The organism is Ruminiclostridium cellobioparum subsp. termitidis CT1112, assembly GCF_000350485.1.
In the GTDB taxonomy this organism is placed as follows: Bacteria; Bacillota; Clostridia; order Acetivibrionales; family DSM-1351; genus Ruminiclostridium; species Ruminiclostridium termitidis.
On the sequence record NZ_AORV01000007.1, the window covers coordinates 26,994 to 45,433 of the forward strand.

General features: G+C 40.2%; 15 protein-coding genes and 1 other annotated feature. All 15 genes read right to left on the reverse strand.

All coding sequences use genetic code 11. The annotated features are described in order from the left end of the window. Positions 1 to 612: 612 nt before the first annotated feature. Positions 613 to 2,100 (reverse strand): carboxylesterase/lipase family protein, encoded by a 1,488-nt coding sequence (locus tag CTER_RS00915; protein WP_004623024.1) that lies wholly within the window; start codon positions 2,098 to 2,100, stop codon positions 613 to 615. A 119-nt stretch (positions 2,101 to 2,219) separates the two neighbouring features. Next, positions 2,220 to 5,036: an alpha-mannosidase gene (locus CTER_RS00920; RefSeq protein ID WP_004622998.1), complete on the reverse strand. Its 2,817-nt coding sequence runs from the start codon at positions 5,034 to 5,036 to the stop codon at positions 2,220 to 2,222. A gap of 83 nt (positions 5,037 to 5,119) precedes the next feature. Beyond that, positions 5,120 to 6,115, reverse strand: coding sequence for an HAD family hydrolase (locus tag CTER_RS00925; protein WP_004623015.1), 996 nt, complete (start codon positions 6,113 to 6,115; stop codon positions 5,120 to 5,122). Between the two features lie 209 nt (positions 6,116 to 6,324). Beyond that, positions 6,325 to 7,887 carry an ABC transporter substrate-binding protein gene (locus tag CTER_RS00930; protein ID WP_004622987.1) on the reverse strand — a complete coding sequence of 521 codons (1,563 nt, stop codon included), beginning with the start codon at positions 7,885 to 7,887 and terminating at the stop codon, positions 6,325 to 6,327. 72 nt (positions 7,888 to 7,959) lie between these two features. Beyond that, positions 7,960 to 8,841 carry a carbohydrate ABC transporter permease gene (locus tag CTER_RS00935; RefSeq protein WP_004623016.1) on the reverse strand — a complete coding sequence of 294 codons (882 nt, stop codon included), beginning with the start codon at positions 8,839 to 8,841 and terminating at the stop codon, positions 7,960 to 7,962. Positions 8,842 to 8,864: 23 nt separating this feature from the next. Continuing rightward, entirely contained in the window at positions 8,865 to 9,785 is a 921-nt protein-coding gene (locus CTER_RS00940; protein WP_004623000.1) for an ABC transporter permease, read from the reverse strand. 415 nt (positions 9,786 to 10,200) lie between these two features. Then, entirely contained in the window at positions 10,201 to 11,724 is a 1,524-nt protein-coding gene (locus tag CTER_RS00945) for an ABC transporter substrate-binding protein (protein WP_004623008.1), read from the reverse strand. A 30-nt stretch (positions 11,725 to 11,754) separates the two neighbouring features. Then, positions 11,755 to 14,082 (reverse strand): helix-turn-helix domain-containing protein, encoded by a 2,328-nt coding sequence (locus CTER_RS00950; protein ID WP_165585938.1) that lies wholly within the window; start codon positions 14,080 to 14,082, stop codon positions 11,755 to 11,757. 339 nt (positions 14,083 to 14,421) lie between these two features. Continuing rightward, positions 14,422 to 14,805 (reverse strand): 50S ribosomal protein L7/L12, encoded by a 384-nt coding sequence (gene rplL, locus CTER_RS00955; protein WP_004622989.1) that lies wholly within the window; start codon positions 14,803 to 14,805, stop codon positions 14,422 to 14,424. A 105-nt stretch (positions 14,806 to 14,910) separates the two neighbouring features. Further along, complete coding sequence (rplJ, locus tag CTER_RS00960) at positions 14,911 to 15,444, reverse strand: 50S ribosomal protein L10 (RefSeq protein ID WP_004623003.1); 534 nt, start codon at positions 15,442 to 15,444, stop codon at positions 14,911 to 14,913. Between the two features lie 66 nt (positions 15,445 to 15,510). Further along, positions 15,511 to 15,717 (reverse strand) — a sequence feature (ribosomal protein L10 leader region). 87 nt (positions 15,718 to 15,804) lie between these two features. Then, on the reverse strand, positions 15,805 to 16,500 hold the full coding sequence (rplA, locus tag CTER_RS00965) for a 50S ribosomal protein L1 (protein ID WP_004623032.1): 696 nt from the start codon (positions 16,498 to 16,500) through the stop codon (positions 15,805 to 15,807). A gap of 78 nt (positions 16,501 to 16,578) precedes the next feature. Continuing rightward, the gene (gene rplK / locus CTER_RS00970) at positions 16,579 to 17,004 is read right to left on the reverse strand and encodes a 50S ribosomal protein L11 (RefSeq protein WP_004623030.1); all 426 of its coding nucleotides are present in this window, start codon (positions 17,002 to 17,004) and stop codon (positions 16,579 to 16,581) included. Positions 17,005 to 17,116: 112 nt separating this feature from the next. Then, positions 17,117 to 17,635 carry a transcription termination/antitermination protein NusG gene (gene nusG, locus CTER_RS00975; protein WP_004623022.1) on the reverse strand — a complete coding sequence of 173 codons (519 nt, stop codon included), beginning with the start codon at positions 17,633 to 17,635 and terminating at the stop codon, positions 17,117 to 17,119. A 131-nt stretch (positions 17,636 to 17,766) separates the two neighbouring features. Further along, positions 17,767 to 18,000, reverse strand: a complete 234-nt coding sequence (gene secE / locus CTER_RS00980; RefSeq protein ID WP_004622984.1) for a preprotein translocase subunit SecE — start codon at positions 17,998 to 18,000, stop codon at positions 17,767 to 17,769. A 248-nt stretch (positions 18,001 to 18,248) separates the two neighbouring features. Continuing rightward, positions 18,249 to 18,398 carry a 50S ribosomal protein L33 gene (rpmG, locus tag CTER_RS00985; RefSeq protein WP_004623026.1) on the reverse strand — a complete coding sequence of 50 codons (150 nt, stop codon included), beginning with the start codon at positions 18,396 to 18,398 and terminating at the stop codon, positions 18,249 to 18,251. Positions 18,399 to 18,440 lie beyond the last annotated feature (42 nt).

Below are 18,440 nucleotides of genomic sequence, written 5' to 3' on the forward strand. Positions count from 1 at the left end.
TTTATATCACCTCATAAACTTATGACTTTACAAGAATCTGACTGCAAAATTTTATGAATATATTATTCAATTGCCGTCTCCATAACGTATTCATGAATTATTTAGTCGTCAGACTCTTTGGGAATATTATTAAAATTTCACATAATTAGAATTATATTATGGGAAATCATAAATCAAAACACTTAAAGCTGTGAGTACCAATAACAGCCCTATAAGGAAAGGTTTTATTATTTGTACCGCACCCAAATCCCGTATCAAAAACAATAATATACCAGTAATTTAGGTTGTATATAATTTTCAAAAATACGCATACTGAACCTTGTAGCTATAATAACTAATATTCAGTTTTTAACAGATTCGCAGACATTAAAATATTATTAACAATTATTGTCTTGTTTATTCGTATTGTTGCATTTTTATTACAGCTCATGCTATAATACTATATAAGAAAAACAAGAAATTTCCCAATTGGGTCTAATAACATAATTTTAATGCAGTGTATAATGATACCATAGTTAATACTGCTTGTCAATTGCTAAAATAGACAATATAAAGATAATTATTAATGGAGCAAAAGGCTAAAAAATCTTAAAGATTTTTTAGCCTTTTATTTCATAGTAATATATCCTCAAAAGCAGCAAAATTAAAGCTTTCCAGGTCCTGTATCTCTTTTATTTCGTCTCCGAATGCCAAAATCTTTGGATTGTCCATCCCATATTTACTCCAGACCGGTAAATTTTTACCATTGGGGTCACCCTTACGGACAAAATTCGACCAAAAGGCCATCATAGATTTTGAGTATTCATAGTCTGCTTTTTCCCAGGACCTCACATCCCACGGGAAAATATTTCCCCTGTCTGCCAGGTGGAATAAAAACGGGAGCTCCGATGAATGATTTGCTCCATAAAAATAATTCTCTTCTTTGGACACTGCCCTGCAAAAATAATACAGGTATGCGTCACCTCCGTCTCCGGCTACCGCCTTTGCAACTATTTCCGCTCCTGTCATAAGTTTATGGGCTTCCATTCTGATGGCGGTCCGGGCATTGGCGATATCACCGGCCGGGGGATATAACTCCAAAAGCTTTGTCGAATAGCTTCCGTACTGTTTTCTTACAATATCGATATATTTATTTTCAGACAAACCCTCAACAGGTGAATATTTGTCGGAGAATTCATGTGAGACTCCCCCCAGCAGAACAGGTACTTTTTGATATTTTCCCTCACATATGAGCCTGCCTGGGTAATCTGCAAGCAGCCGCCCACCCACCGTTATCCTTGCCATAAAGGAAATATCCCGGCTTTTTTTGAATATTTCAGCGGTTGGTTTCAACCTTAGTTCGGCTATGTTTTTTACTCCCATGGCCTTAAAAAAATTCTCGCCTGTTCTTTCCTCTTCAGCAAGCCGTGAGTAAAATTCGCCGAGTCCAAACGGTGGTCCGCTTTGAAGAATTGCCCGTTGAAACAGTCCCCCGGCTTTTTGTGATGCCAATAATGCACCTGCGCAAAGTGCTCCTGCCGATTGACCCCCTAACGTAATTCTTCCCGGGTCTCCTCCAAACTGTCCAATATTCTCCCTAACCCATTTTATTGCCATCAGCTGGTCAAGCAAGCCATAGTTGCCGGAGGAATTATCACCGCTCTCGGCCGTAAGTTGGGGATGGGCCAGAAAGCCGAAAATACCAAGGCGGTAATTTATTGTCACTATGACAATACCTGTCTCGGCCAGCTTTGAACCTTCATATAAAAAGTTTGATCCGGCGCCTTCCAGCAATGACCCGCCGTGAATCCATACAAGTACGGCTAATTTATCAGTTATATTTCCAGCGGGTGTCCATATGTTTAAATATAGACAATCCTCACTGACAGCCTGTGTTCCCAGACTTCTCAGCATACCCTCCTGTACCGCCTCGGGGCCGAATTCATATGCTTCCCTGATCCCGCTCCATTCTGCCGGCGGTTCAGGTGCCTTCCAGCGAAGATTCCCTGTTGGAGCTGAGGCATACGGAATGCCTTTGAAAACTTTCACTCCGCTTTTCAGTTTTTGACCTGCAAGCCAGCCGCTAATTACTCTTGCATACCCATCATGCAGTGATAACATCTCATTTCCTCCTGTTAACGATACTTTGCCCAAAAACCCATGTGCGGGGCAACCATGGTTTTTTGGGCATTGCTTTAATTTATCAATTTGGGGAACATTCAATAAATAGCTGTTAAAAACTAGATAACCACTTCAACAGTAATTATTTTATTGCTCTCCGCTTCTATGAACAGTTCACCGGTTTTGAGCTGCAGCCCGGTTATACGTTCCTCATCAAGGTTGGTTATAAAGGCTTCTTTTATCTTTGCCGCAAGTTTTATTTTTCCTGACAGTGCTTCATCAGTTGGATTAAATAGCCGCAAAATATATGAATTTCTGTCCTCAGCCTTCTTAAAGGCTGATAATATCAAATTTTCAGGTTCAACTGAAAGAAAACCCAGCTTTTCGGGCAAAGTGCCCGCAGTACTTCCTGAAATCTGATACATTGCAACAGGAACATTAAGCTTTTCCGCTTCACCGTATACATCGGCCTGCTTCCAACCACCCTCATGGGGATAGATTGAATATTCAAACTCCATGGTTCTAAGCAGCTGGCTTCCATCCTTTCCGGGGAAGACTCCCACTGCCTCCCACCAGGTGACTATCATATTCCCCATTGCTCTAAACAATGTCAGGTACAAGGTATTTTTTTCATCCTCCCTGAGCTCATATTCGGTAAGAGAATTATTCAGAAGGGCTATACCCCTTACACTATCATTTACATCCACAAAGGACTGCATGGGCAAAGTCTGCATCTCAGGCCAATACCTCCCGTCTTTTCCCCTTACGGGAGCACCCGGTCTGTGATCTACGGCAAAATGCCCTGCGGCAGCCGCATACTCCGCTTTAATCCCTGTTGGGAACGCGACCCTCAACCTGTGATTTTTTACATTATTTTTTATGATCGTCTTTATATCCACTCTCTTTGAAGCTTTCTTGAGAGTTATACGGGATACTATCTTTAATATTTCCGTCTCATCACTGCGCTTACTCTCTCCCCTGATGCCATACATGGCTTCATGACCATATGCAGGCAGCTCCATGGAATATTCCACAGCGATGGTTGCGGACAGGGGGCCGTTGTCCTCGCACCAGGTTTGGACCCTGCCTGTAAGGCTTGTATAGGTTTTATCGTTATACGGAGCATAATAGGCCCAATAGTTTCCAATGTCCCCTGAATCCTCAAAGTAATGGAGCCCATTATATTCTATTCCGCTTTTTTTATCATTTACCTTTAATGTTCCGTTTGAGTTTATTTCAACTCTGAGATATTCATTCTCAAGTACATTATCGGTATGGGATATATACTCTCCGGTACTTTTTCTCATTTCCAGCCAATAAAAATGATTTCTTTTAAAATTGCTCTCAGGAATAAATTTAATGACCTTATAGCCCATAGCCGGTATAACACCTGTATTGACATAACATATGTGCCGGTCTGTAAAATATGGCCATGGTCTGGCTTCAACATCATGTACGGGATAAGATTTTTCATCCCTTGAAATTTCCTGTATCCCAATGTCGTTGCCGTCACTGTCAATGGCTTTCAGATTCCAGATGCTTTCACTTTGAGGGGTACAGATGCAGGCTTTTATAATATCACTTACCGGCCTCGGATGAGGATTGAAAACAACTAAAAGCGCATCCTTTTCATTATGCCGTGACAGGTCTATCAGCTTGATGATCTCTGAAGCCGCCTTATCATAAATCACGTTCCCCATCTCAAGTGCCTGATTCAGTCTATGTTCAACGTCATCTGCAGTCTTATCCTGAGTCACCCCGTTAATGGAATCATGAGGGTGAGCTTCAAGGGCGTACTTCCATGCCCTATCCAGGAAGCCTTTCGGATAGCTCTTTCCCATTATGCCGGCGATAACCGAAAGCGGCTCCGCTTTATGTATCAGTACATTTTGAACTTTTTTATTAAGCTGTTTAAGGTAAATCCTTGATGCAAGGGCATTGCCCGAACAATCACAGGCCGGTCCGTCCCTCAGCTCACCTTTTATTGTACGAAGCTGTTTTAAATCCACCAGCTCGTGAATCTTCCGGGCATACTCCTCCAATCCGGTGTTTATGAACTGTATATTTCCGTCTATTTTATTTAAAGCTTTTATCATCTCTGTCATTTCAGGGTGGGGAGTGGAGAAGTCGGTGCCATTCAAAAGCAGCCGGTGTGTTTTAAGTACAGTTTCCCCGGCCGCTTCCCAGGCATCTTCAAGCCCCTTTTTCAGCAATGCCGGATCGAAGTCCTTTTTGGATTCAAGCATAAAAAAATCTTCGTCACAATTTCCGGAGTCTGCATTGTGTACTGCAAGCCCCGATAGGCCCGGACTATACTTGTATTCGCTGCTAAGGCAGTTTATGCCATATTTCGCATACAGATATGTGTTGAAATAAAAGTTCCCCCTTGCATGCTTTCCAAGCCTGCTTGTCAAAACCTTGGTGCCGTCGGGTGCTTCCCACAGGAATTCGCTTTCGGGAGCTCTTTCTTCGGATACCTTTTTGGCACAAATTATGAAATCCATACCAAAGCCCTTGTATATCTGGGGAAATTGTGCGGTCTGCCCCCATCCGAAGGAGTTGTAGCCAACCTTTAAAGGATCGCCGTATTTTTTTGATACCCTGATACCTTTGAGAAGATTTCTTACCAGGCTTTCCCCGTCCAGCGGATACAGGTCGGGAAGCGTATACCAGGGTCCCACTGCGATACGTCCATCCCGGATATATTTTTTTACTTTTTCTCCATCCTCAGGCCTGACCTCCAGATAATCTTCGATGGGTGCCACCTGTCCGTCCAGTAAAAAGCAATGATAGTCCTCATCGTTATCCAGAATTTCAATTAATTCCTCCATAAATTCCACAAGCAGCATCCTGTTTTTCCAGATAGGATACCGCCATTCCCTGTCCCAATGAGTATGAGGTATTATGTAGCCGATATTTTGTTCTTTTTTATTCATCCTGGTATCCTCCTACAGTTTCTATTTGATAAATCAGGTTTTGGTTCCTGATTTGCTTTTGCCGGCATATGTTACTTCCAAAACTATTTTATTAATTTCATTATTTCGTCAAAGGACTTGCAGTAATAATCACAAAGTCCTTTTGTTCCGCTTTCAATGATATTTCCGCCCGATATGCCTACTGTGGTGAAACCGGCCAATCTTACCGAGCTGATGCCGGCACCGCTGTCTTCGATACCGATCACACTGTTTCTTTCCGAAAAATCAATACCCAGTCCAACCCTGCATGTTTCAGCATAGAGCCAGGGATGCGGTTTCGGAGACAGCTCTCCCAGAGTGCCGGGGGTTCCTTTTCTCAAAGGATATCCTGCAGTGATTATGCAATCATAGAAGTCCGAAGGGTCACCCATTCCCAGGGTGTCAAAAGCCGAAAGTATCTCGGGATAAGCCTTCTCGTAAAGCCCCGAGGTTACCAGTCCCAATTTAACATCCATGGCTTTCAATTCATACAGAAAATCCTTTATACCGGGAGAAGGTGTAAAAGCACCTTTCTTCCCCCTGCCCTTCATTATCTCGCCCATCTCATGGTGAGTATGTTTAAAATAATAATTCCTTGCCTCCTCCAGACTCTTTTCAGGACAGTATTTGTTTAGGCAATACCTGAGATGTTCCGATACACTGTGTCCTGATACAAAAGGAATATCCTGATTTTCAAGTTCAAATTCAGGCTTGTCCAACAAGCTCGAAACAGTCTTTGATATGATCCATATCCAGAATTCCTCACTTCTGACTGTTGTTCCATCCAAATCCATAAGCACAGCCTTTACAGGCTTCCGGTATTTTACAGGCAGGACAGGATAATATGCCGGATAGCCCATGCCGGAGCCGACATATGCAATAGTCCGGTCTTCAAAGACTATAAATTCAACCTTTTTGTCTCCGGTTGAAATAATACTTATCACCCCATCCTTATTGACATTGTAGAAACCGTCACTGCATGCGTCCAAAAATATGAAGCCTGTTTCCTCACTTACTTCCCCCAGCCCGGGGATTATTTGTTTCCTATGGTTTTTCTCCATCTGTATTCTCCTATATTTAATAAAACAGGGTATCAAAAAACTGTGCAATACTGATTTTAAAGCCCTATGTAAGTACAACCCATATCATTGGCTGACCCGGAAATAATAAATTGCAGGTTCCTGCAGATAATACGTCCGGGGCTGTCCAAGGATATGAGTTGGTACTCGGTACTGCTTCCAAAATTAGTATTATATTTTCATTGCCGCTTTTATCTCGTGGTTTTCCACCCGTCTATCTGCTTCTGAACTTCTGCTATGATCTTTTCCGAACCTGCACCCTTGAGTTTTTCAAGGAATTTCGGCAATGTAGTCTCCGGATCCACAGCACCTGTAAACAATCCGCCGTAGAATTCATCTACAACTGATGCAACCTGAGCCAGTTCATTCTTTATAGGTTCAGGGTCAAGGTTGAATCCCAGAAGCTTGGAAACTGTTGCATTTTTGTTCATATCAGGTCCTACAGGATACCATTCCGGCTGAGCTTCACTTTGTCTGTAGGAATTGAACATATTTCCGTTTTCCCAGCCGCTTGCAAGCATATAGCCGCTGTTTTGCGTAAAGGTTGCCACATCACCGGCCAAAGTATAGTGTTTGCCTTCGATACCGTAGTTCATCATGTTGAAAAGTTTGGTATCCTTCTCATCGTAAAGCAGATTGTATAACATGATGCATCTTTCGGGATTTTTTGAAGTCTTGCTGATGCCTGTCATTGTTGCAATGATGGACGCTGTATTCATAAAGGTTTTTGACAGAGTCAGGGCTACCATTTCTTCGGCCTTAAGTCCCAATTTGCTGGAGACATTTGCCGCTGTGTCAGGATTTACAACTGTGGGAATTGATACTGTTTTCCCCGCCTTCTGATCGGGAGTAACATCCTTGAGCATTGGAGCTTCCTTCTTTATAATTCCTTTTAGATACCATTCATGCATCAGTTTCAGGTATTCTTTTGTTTCAGGGGCTTCAAAATAATTCATTACCTTTGTTGAATCATCACTGATATATACTGCCGCCGGATTTTGTCTGCCAAGCAGTTCTATGCCCAGTGTGCTTGAGTATTCATTGAAAAAAATACCGCCGCTGTTGCTCTGTGCCACTTCAAAAGGTACCAGTGCAGGATCTGCTGCATGAACTTTTTCGTAGAAGGCCGTCAGATCCTCAAGTTTCTTTACACTATTCAAATCAAGTCCGAACTGATCCACATATTTCTTCTGGAACAATATACCTGGGGTTCTTCCCAAAACCTGGGTATTTATTATTGCATATAGTTTGCCGTTGACCTTTGCTGCCGGCCATGCAGTCTCGGGTACACCTTTTAAAATATTGGGCCCGTATTGCTTGAGCATGTCATCCGTTATTTCGGTAAATGCCCCTTTATTTACCAATGGCAGATAAGGAAGCGTTCCTCCGTCAGTCCATACCAGATCCATAGGCTCCGATGCGGCCATTTTTATCTGCATATTCTGTGCATAGCTGCCCCAATCAAGTATTGTCAGTTTTAATGCAGCATTTATTTTCTCTTTTGTTATCTTACTCATTTCCTCTGCGACAAGATTTACATCTGCCTGGGCTCCATTAGGGAAAAACCAGTTGATTTCATAGGGTTCAAGCTGGGTATCCGGTGAAGCCGCGGCAGTTCCAGTACCGGAAGCCGCCTGGGAAGTACCCGGAGCTTCTGCAGATTTATCTGACGACCCGCATGCTGATAAACCCATACTTAAGATCAAAGCAGACGACAGAATCAGTGATAATGATTTGATTTTTTTGCTTAACATTTTATTTCCTCCTTTAATTTTTTTATCGTAACCCTTTCAGGGTTGACAATCGCATTAACAGCTGCCATTTTACTAACCTTTGACACTGCCCACAGTAAGCCCCTTGACAAAGTGTTTCTGGAAGAACGGAAAGAGTATCAGCATGGGTCCCGCTGCAATAACCGCCATTCCCATTCTCACCGACTCACTTGGAATATTGCTCATATTCACATTTAAGAGAGATGACATATTATTGAGAATGTAGCTTAAATTACTTAAGGTTCTGTACAGAAGAAACTGGAGCGGAATGAGACTTTCCTTGCTGATATAAAGCATTGCAAGCCACCAGTCGTTCCAATAGGCAAAGGCGTAGAACAGGCCTACTGTCGCTATGGCGGGCTTTGCCACAGGAAGGATTATTCTGACAAAGGTTTTGAATTCTCCTGCTCCGTCTATTTTTGCCGACTCGACTATCTCAAATGGAAGAGTTTCCATAAACCCCTTCATTATCATGGTGAACCAGGGGCTTATACTGTATGGTATGATAAGACCCCAAATTGTATTTTGAACATGCAGCAGCTTTGTCATGACTATGTATGTCGGAACCAGTCCGCCATTGAAAAGCATTGTAAAAAACACGTAGAATGAAGTGGCTTTGCTGTACCTGTAGTCCTTTCTCGCCATTACATAGGCAAGGGTGGACGACAGTGCCAAACCAAGAGCTGTACCCAAAACCGTCACCGTGACAGAAACCATATAGCCCGTGATTATAGGCCTGGGTACCTTGAAAATATACTTGTACCCTTCGAGTGTGAAGGATCTTGGGATAAGTGTATATCCGTACCTGGCTATTCCCGCATCAGTTGAGAAAGAAACTGAAATCAGGTAAACCAAAGGCAGCAGCGTTAAAACAGATATTATTGTCAATATGAATTTCATAATTAAATTTAACTTATTACTTCGAAGCTTTTGCATAATCAGACCCCCTCCAGACATCATTAAAATACTGCATTTTCCTTACTGACCTTTCTGATAAACAAATTAGAACCAAGAACAAGCAGGAACCCTACAATGGACTGGTAGAAACCTGCAGCAGAAGCCATTCCCAGGTCTCCTATAACCCGGAGGGATCTGTAAACATATGTATCAATAACATCCGTCGTCGGAAGAAGAGCTCCCACCTCTCGTGGTACAAAGAAAAACAATCCAAAATCGGAGTAAAATATTTTACCGATGCTGAGAATCAACATAAGGATCACCAAAGGCTTTATAAGAGGTATTGTTATAGCTTTGGCCTGCTGGAACTTTGAGGCTCCGTCTATGGATGCCGCCTCATAGAATGACGCATCAATCCCCAGCATTCCGGTATAAAATATAATGGTCAGATATCCTACGTTTTTCCACAAATATGAAGCCGTCAATATGACCGGCCAATATTTGGGATCTGAATACCAATCCACCGGAGCCATATTTAAACCCTTTAAAATTGAATTGATTACTCCGTAGTCAAAGCTTAAAAATCCATAGACAAGATATCCTACAACAATCCATGATATGAAATAAGGAACAAATAAAACCGTCTGGAATACTTTAACACTTCTTTTATTCAGCTCGTTGAGCATAAGTGCCACAAAAACAGCAGCAGCAAAACTGAGAATTATAAAAGTACCATTAAGAAGAAGAGTATTTCTGGTGACCCTGAAAGCGTCCTGTGAAGTGAAGAAAAACTTGAAATTGTCCAGTCCCGCCCAGGGACTCCCCAGTATACCGTCATCAAAATTAAACCTTTTAAATGCTATTATCAATCCGAACATGGGAAGATAACAAACTATAAATAAAGCCAGCATTCCCGGCAATCCGATGAAAAATAAATCCTTGTTCTTCTTAAATTCCTTTAATTCTTTGGAGATAGAATTCATTTATTCACTACCTTTCCTTTTTAAGTTGTTTACATAATTGTTGTGACTTAATGTGTGATTAATGGTTCATGTTTGCTGTGGCTTTATTGTATAGTCTTGTAGAAATGAAAAATACTGTCCATTTCAAGATTTACTTTCATATGAACTGTATATTTTTTTTGAACTGCTCAAGGGACTGTACTTTTATTTTTAATCAACTGAAAACTACTGTACTTTTTTGATATGAACAAGCTGTAAGCCTTATGATCACGGCATTCAAGGATTTATTCCCGCATCCGGAAAATACAACAAAAAAAGCACTCGGTAAACCTGTTAAGGTTTCTGAATGCCATATCATGTAATGTTATTTGTTTTTTACACTATCAATTGGTTCCCTGCAAATGGATCCGAATTGCATCCCTCCCTGAATTATATTCTATTTTTGTCTCCACTCATCAATTTGACTTTGCATTTCCTCTATAACTCTGTCGGCTCCGGCCTTTTTCAATTTATTTAAGAACAGCGGCAGATTTTTATCAGGGTCCACGGACCCCGTAAAAAGTGCATTATAATATTCATTTACCACAGCTGCACATTGCATAAGTTCTATTGTCACCGGCTCGGGATTAAAGCAGAAGCCCAGCAGCTTTGAGGTTTTGGCATTGTTATTCATATCCGGACCTATCGGATACCAGTTCAGCTGTTCTTCGCTCTGGCGGTAGGAATTGAACATACTTCCGTTTTCCCAGCCGCAGGAAATCCAGTAGCCGGAGTTGGGTATCTGCTTTACAACGTCCCCCCTGCGCGTATAATGTCTGTTCTCAATTCCGTAATTCAGCATGTTGAATAACTTTGTATCCTGTTTATCATACAACAGATTATATAATCTATAGCTTTTATCAGGATCTTTTGAGGTTTTGCTGATAGCTGTCAGACTTGAAAGAATTCCTCCATTGCCCATGTAAGTATTCATAAAAGACTGCCCAACCATGTCGGATACCTTAACTCCCCACAATTCCGCCTGGTTGGCCATCGTATCCGGATTTATAACGGTTGTCATCAATGCTATTTTACCTGACTTGAGATCTGCCCTGTGGTCCTTCACCGTTACGGCATCCCTCCTGATAAAACCTTTTGTATACCAATCATGTACCAGCTTCAGGTATGATTTTGTCTCCGGGGCTTCAAAATAGTTCATAACCTTTATTGAATCGTCGTCAATATAAATTGCGGCGGGATTTTCCCTCGAAAAAATCTCAATGCCATAGGTCAGGGCAATATCGTTAAAGCCTGTGTCTATTCCATCAATACCAATGGGTATGATTCCCGGTTCACCGGCCTTCACCTTTTCCAGAAAAGGTGTCAGCTCCTCCATTTTTTTAATTTTCGTTATGTCTATGGAATATTTGTCAAAGTACTTCTTATAGCCAAGAATTCCGGGCGTTCTGCCTTCAATCTGTGTGTTTATGAACGAATAAAGCTTATCCTTTACGTAAACCGATTTCCAGCATTTCTCCGGGATACTTTCAAGAACATTGGGAGCCAGGGCTTTTAGCTTTTCCTGATCAATTTCAAGATAGGCACCTTTATTGGCAGCAGTAACATAATCATTTGACCAGTTTGAAGTAAATATTAAATCCATCGGTTCGGCCGAAGCCATTTTAACTCTCATTTTCTGATCGTAGCTGCCCCAATCTATGAATTCCACATTTAACGAGGCATTGATTTTTTCCACAGTTATCCTGCTCATTTCATCATTGACCAGTTGCATATCCGGCTGTACACTGTTTGGAAGGTACCATTTTATTTCGTAGGGAACGGCTCCTTGCAGGCTGCCGCCGGTATCACTTCCAAGCATGCTGTTTAAAGGATTTGAGCAGGCCGAAAGTAAAGCACAGGAAATTACAATCAAAAATAAAAGAAGGTGACACAGCTTTGATTTGTACAGCGTTATTTTCATAGTCATCATCCTCCCTATAAGGGATAAAATTTATTGCTTTTTAAAATTATTGGATATATATCCCCGTGGAGTTGTGCCATATTTGGCTTTGAATATCTTGTAAAAATAGCTTTCATTTTCAATTCCGACCTTATTCATTATCTCGCCTATACTTAACCGTGAATTCTCCATCCACTCCACAGCCTTTTCAAGCCTTACCATATTTATATATTCCACCACCGACATATTGTAATTCTCTTTGAATACTTTGCTTATTCTGGCCGCCGGCAGCCGCAGTTTTTCGGATATACCGGCAATACTCAGATCATAATCCGTGTAATTCTTAATAATGATATGCTGAATGCTTTCGGCCAGTTCCATATCCCGGTTGCCTGATTTGGTCTCAACCTTAACTGCAATCTGTTGCAATATCATCATTATTATTCCCTTGAATTCATCAATGGTTTCAAGCTCAAATATCTCATTACTGGATAAAATGGGACTTATAATTATCGGCTCCCGGTTTGTCTGATTCATATCGTAAACTATATTTTTCAAGGAATTTACCAGGTGGGCTATTGAAAGCATCATATTATTGTATTCCAATTTTCTGATATCTTCTATAATACTCTCCAGACAGTTTTCTGCATTTTTCAGATTTGCCTGCTTCAGTTCTCCTAGCAGCTTGTTTTGATTTTCATATTTAAAGTCGGTCTTAAAGGAATTTTTGTTCAGCATTTCGGGCAGTATGACTGAGGACAGGCCAAATACAAATCTGTATACCGAACAGTCGGCAGCCTGATTATACAGACGGGTTATACTGCCGACTTCCGACATTTCTTCACTGAAAACCGCCGTAAAAGAAATATTATAGTATCGAAACACTATTTCCTGAGCCTCACGGACTTTTTGTATAAGTTTGTCATAATTATCAGCTGCTGATATTTCCCGTCGGTCACTGTTCAAATCCATATCGGGTTGGGTTTTACCTGCTGAATTAAGTATTATTGCTATCTCATCATTTTTCATTTCAACAGCTTCACAATAAAAGCCGGCTGTCAGTATCTCCATGGTGATATTGACAATGGCAAACTTTGTCAGTTCCCTTGTCTTTAAATCATTTTTTTCTTCAAATTCCTTATGCCTATCTATAATTAGCAAAATTACCCGGAATGGTTGGTTCCGGTCCAACAATAGGTCGTGTTCAGCTTTATTTATTTCAAATTCTTCATCAGAAATTGAGCCGCTTTGCAATATTAATTTTCTTAGAAAATACGTTTTTATTATCTTCTCGTTGTTTCTCCGTTCTGTGCTGAACTTCTCTATTTGATCTATGGAGCTTTTATATACCTCGTGAAGGTAAGAGAATTCATCGACATTCTGCCTGGCCTTAACATTGCTTTGACTGTTAAAGCCTACCAGCTTTAGCAGTCCTTCAAAGGGTCTGTAAATGCCTTTTGATATTGAGTAGGATGCAATGAAAATAAGGATTAAAACAATGCCTGTTATGACAAGGATAGTTATCTTCAACTTATTGATATAATCAAACACAATGCTGTAGGGCTGAACCTTGTACATGACCCAGCCAGCCTGCTCAATAGGGATTATTGATATAAAGTAATTTTTACCGTTTATACTGTCTTTAAGTAATTCCGTTTGCTTGATTTTTTCCACGCTTATCTTCTTTGAAAAATAAAGCTTTCTTAAATAATCTTCAAATTGGGTGTTGTCGGGATTGCTGTTTACCCCGTCCCTGATAAACTCTCCCTCATCGTTTATAATGAATATTTTATCCTGCCTGCTGTTGTTAAACATATTTATTATATTTATATTTTCGATAAGCCAGTCCAATTTTATGTTGATAATAACCGCGCCCTGCATATTGTTCTGTTTGTCCTTCATTTCATACATGAAATAGGACAGCACATTGCTGTACTTGATTACATTACCCGAATGGTAGCTCTCGGTCCTCCGGAAAATGGGTTTCAGAACCGGAATATTGGGGTTTGATTGGATTAGCTTTAATAAATCCGGGTCCTCGTATTTAAAGGAATTATATGTTGAATAGAACACCTTTTTCCTATTGTTGTATACATAAATCGACTGAATATATGGATTACTGGCCACCACCGAATTACTCAGCTTGTTTATAATATTCATCTGTTCATAGGTTTCTTCCTCGGTGAAGTTCATCAGAGTCTTTATGTCATTGCTATAGTATGTGGATAAGCAGAGATTTTTGACCATCTGATCAAGAAAATCAATGTTATATTTCATTTGATTCAGTATTTTCTGACTGGTTTCGTACTCACTGCCCAGGACTGTCTTTTCAACATTTAAATAAATAAGTGAGGAAAACATGATTATCAAAATAATCATAACTGATGTTATCCATATAAAAATTCTTGTGCGGTATTTTTTTGCTCTCAGGAGTTTTTTTAGATTCATATTTAATCCTTTTATCAAATATTTACAGAAAAATCAGTGTAGTTAGAATTGTACTTTAATATTTAATCTGATAACGTTAAATTCGATATGTAGCTCCAAAATTCCTGCTTTCCGAAAAGTGACTGGCCTTTGATAAAATTTCAATTTACTGTTCTACCCCAACTATTGACATAGAACCAAAAAAAGAGGCCGCTCTTAAATATAAGAGTAGCCTCTTTTTACTGCCGGATTGCCGTTTAAACAGCAAAATCCGGTTTAAAATCAATAATATTATTTAATTTCAACAGTTGCTCCAACTTCTTTGAACTTAGCTTCGATTGCTGCAGCTTCGTCCTTTGAAACGTTTTCCTTGACAGTCTTAGGAGCTCCGTCAACGAGATCCTTAGCTTCTTTCAAACCAAGGCCGGTTGCTTCTCTAACAACTTTGATAACCTTGATCTTGTCTGCTCCAACATCCTTCAATATTACATCGAATTCAGTCTTTTCTTCTACAGGAGCTGCTGCTCCACCTGCTGCAGGAGCTGCTGCAACTGCTACAGGAGCTGCTGCTGATACTCCAAACTCTTCTTCAAGAGCCTTTACGAGTTCTGATAATTCCAATACTGTTAAAGCCTTTACGTCTTCAATTAATTTTGTTACTTTTTCGCTAGCCATTGTATAATTACCTCCAAATAATTTTTTAATTTTTAATTTTTTTAATTTAACAAATTAAATTACTTTATAATTAATAAAATTTATTTATTAATTTATTGATTTAATTTAAGCGTTTGCTTTTTGTTCAGCAATAGCATTCAATGCTACAACCAAACCTCTCATATTTCCGTTCAATACATTTACGAAGCCGGAAATAGGAGCATTGAAGCCTCCCAATACTTTCGCGATAAGGACTTCACGTGATGGCAAGTCTGCAAGAGCCTTGATACCATTGATATCAATAACCTTACCTTCAACAACACCAACCTTGAGTTCGAGCTTTTCAAACTTCTTGGAAAAATCTGAAAGAACCTTTGCAGGTGCCACAGCATCAGTTGAACTGAGTGCCATTGCAGTAGGGCCATTCAAGAAAGGATCCAGAGCTTCCAGTCCGCTTTCTTTCATAGCTAAACTGGTCAATGTATTCTTAACTACTTTATACTCCACACCAGCTGCTCTCAAAGCATTTCTCAATGCAGTATCCTGTTCAACGGTCAAACCTCTGTAATCAGCCAATACTATTGATTGTGCAGCTTTAACTTTTTCAGTCAAATCGGCAACTACCTGCTTTTTTTGTTCAAGAATTTTGTTACTAGGCAAAACATCCACCTCCTTTTGCGGTTTTTGTAAGAAAAATATATTAAAGAATATTTTTTCCTGTTCATATAACAAAAATAAAAAACCCTTTGCATGCACATAGACACTCAAAGGGTGATTAACTGTTTCAAAAGTTACCAATGGTAATTTTATTAACTGACGCAAACTGATTTAACAATTCACGATCACAACCTCGGCGGGATGATGCAGGCATCTGTTAGGCCTCGGTATTGCTACTCCGGCTCCCACTGTCTATGGCTCACTATTTCAAAGCGAAACAAAAATGTATCGCCCGACCTTTTATATATTAATACTAAACAAGCATTTTGTAAAGTACTTATTTTTAGAAGTCATTCAGGTTTATTATTCAGTAACCTTTATGGGGTTGATTTTAACACCAGGTCCCATAGTTGAAGAAACTACAACACTCCTCAGGTATTGTCCCTTGGCAGCGGAAGGCTTAGCCTTTATAACTGCTCCAAGAAGCGTATGGAAGTTATCCATTAACTTCTCTGTACCAAAAGAAACCTTTCCTATCGGACAATGAATAATATTTGTCTTGTCAAGTCTGTACTCAATTTTACCGGCTTTGATATCGGCAATAGCTTTAGCTACATCCATTGATACAGTACCCGCCTTTGGATTTGGCATAAGTCCCTTGGGACCGAGCACCTTACCCAATCTACCAACAACACCCATCATATCCGGTGTTGCAACTACTACGTCATATTCAAACCAGTTTTCATTCTGAATCTTTGTTACCAATTCTTCAGCACCAACAAACTCAGCACCGGCCTGTTCTGCTTCCTTTGCCTTGTCTCCTTTTGCAAATACCAACACTCTGACCTTTTTACCGGTTCCGTGAGGAAGTACTACCGCACCTCTTACCTGTTGGTCTGCATGTCTGGAGTCAACACCGAGCTTTATATGAACTTCGACAGTCTCATCAAACTTTGCTTTTGCGGTTTTCTGAGTAAGGTCGAGAGCCTCTGCCGGATCGTGAAGCTTTTGTCTATCAACAAGTTTTGAACTTTCTTGATACTTCTTTCCTCTAAACATACGTCACACTCCTTAAGTGGTTGATTATTGTCGGAAACTTTTGTTTCCTCCCACAAACTGTAACTAGTAATTTAAAAACTAGTCTATTACTACGATGCCCATACTGCGAGCAGTACCAGCTATCATACTTGCTGCCGCATCAACGCTTGCCGCGTTCAGGTCGGGCATCTTCATTTCTGCAATTTTACGAACTTCCGCCTTGGTGATCTTTGCAACTTTCTCCTTGTTTGGCTTACCAGAGCCGCTTTCAATTTTGCATGCTTTTTTCAGAAGAACAGCTGCCGGAGGAGTCTTTGTGATGAAGGAGAAAGATCTGTCAGCATAAACTGTTATAACAACAGGGATTATAAGTCCCGCGTCTTTTGCTGTTCTTTCATTGAATTCCTTACAAAAACCCATAATGTTAACGCCGTGCTGTCCTAAAGCTGGTCCAACCGGTGGAGCCGGAGTTGCTTTCCCCGCAGGAATCTGAAGTTTTACGTAACCTGCAATTTTCTTTGCCATTAATTCCACCTCCCAATTTTCTGCGAACACATGTGTATTCGCCGGTATTGCTTATAAGTTATTTATTAAAAGGACAGAAAAACATCATATGCTTTTCTATCTGCCTTATGGCCTATATTTTCATAATCTGTGTCAGTTCAAGTTCTACAGGGGTTTCCCTTCCGAACATGGATACCGAAACACGAACCTTTTTCTTTTCAAGATTGATCTCTTCAACAATTCCGATAAAGTTTTCCAGAGGGCCTGACGTAACTCTAACATTATCATTGACATCATAGTCTATCTCAGGTGCAAATTCTTCAACACCCATTGCTTTTACTTCATCATCGGACAATGGCACCGGTTTGGATCCAGGTCCGACAAAACCCGTAACTCCTCTGGTGTTTCTGACTATATACCAGGACTCGTCCGACATAATCATTTTAACAAGCACATATCCGGGAAAAACCTTTTTAAGTGTTGCCTTCTTTTTGCCGTCCTTAATCTCAATCTGTTCTTCCATGGGAACAACGATATCGACAATATAATCCTGCATGCCTCTGTTTTCCACTATCTTTTCAAGATTAGCCTTTACTTTGTTTTCATACCCGGAATAAGTATGAACTACATACCATTTAGTATCCTCAGACATATCAAAAACAGGCCCACCAATTCAGAGCCCCATGTCCTCCCTCTAATTCTATTAGCCTTGGAAAAACATCCCGATTAAACCGGTTCACACCAGCCCGGACGGAACTTTAGTATTAACAAGACGTTAAACTGCTATTTTGTAAATACAACATCAGCCAATGCTGTCAAACCGAAATCTGCAGCCCATATTATTACGCCAACAACCAGGCAGAAAATAAGTACTGTAATGGTATTGTTTATCAGCTGAGTCCTATTTGGCCATATAACCTTTTTCAGTTCGGCCCTTATTTCTCTGAATAGCCTTGCCATACCCTGGCCGGTTCGCTTAATGCGAGACACTTTTTTAACCTCGTTTTCAGCCATCATAATCACATCCCAATAAAATATTTTTTTAATATCAATTGGCAGTTATACAGTAATTGTTGACACAATTCCTATAATCATGGATCTTATGCAGAAGTATAACCAAACAAAAGGTCCATTAAACATTGCCACCGATTTCACAGAATGATTTAGTCTCCAAAGGAAACAATAAGTCCGGCAACCGATATTCCACCATACTTATTTAGTTTCCGAAGAGACAAATAACAATATTGAACAGTATCTAATATTATTTATTTTGTCTCTTTGTGAACTGTGTGCTTGTGACAGAATTTACAGAATTTTTTCAATTCAAGTCTATCCGGGTCATTCTTCTTATTCTTCATGTTAGAATAATTTCTTTGTTTGCAATCAGTACATGCGAGTGTAATCTTAACTCTCATCAGTAACACCTCCAGCCGCTTAATGTGTATTTGTGTGTTTCA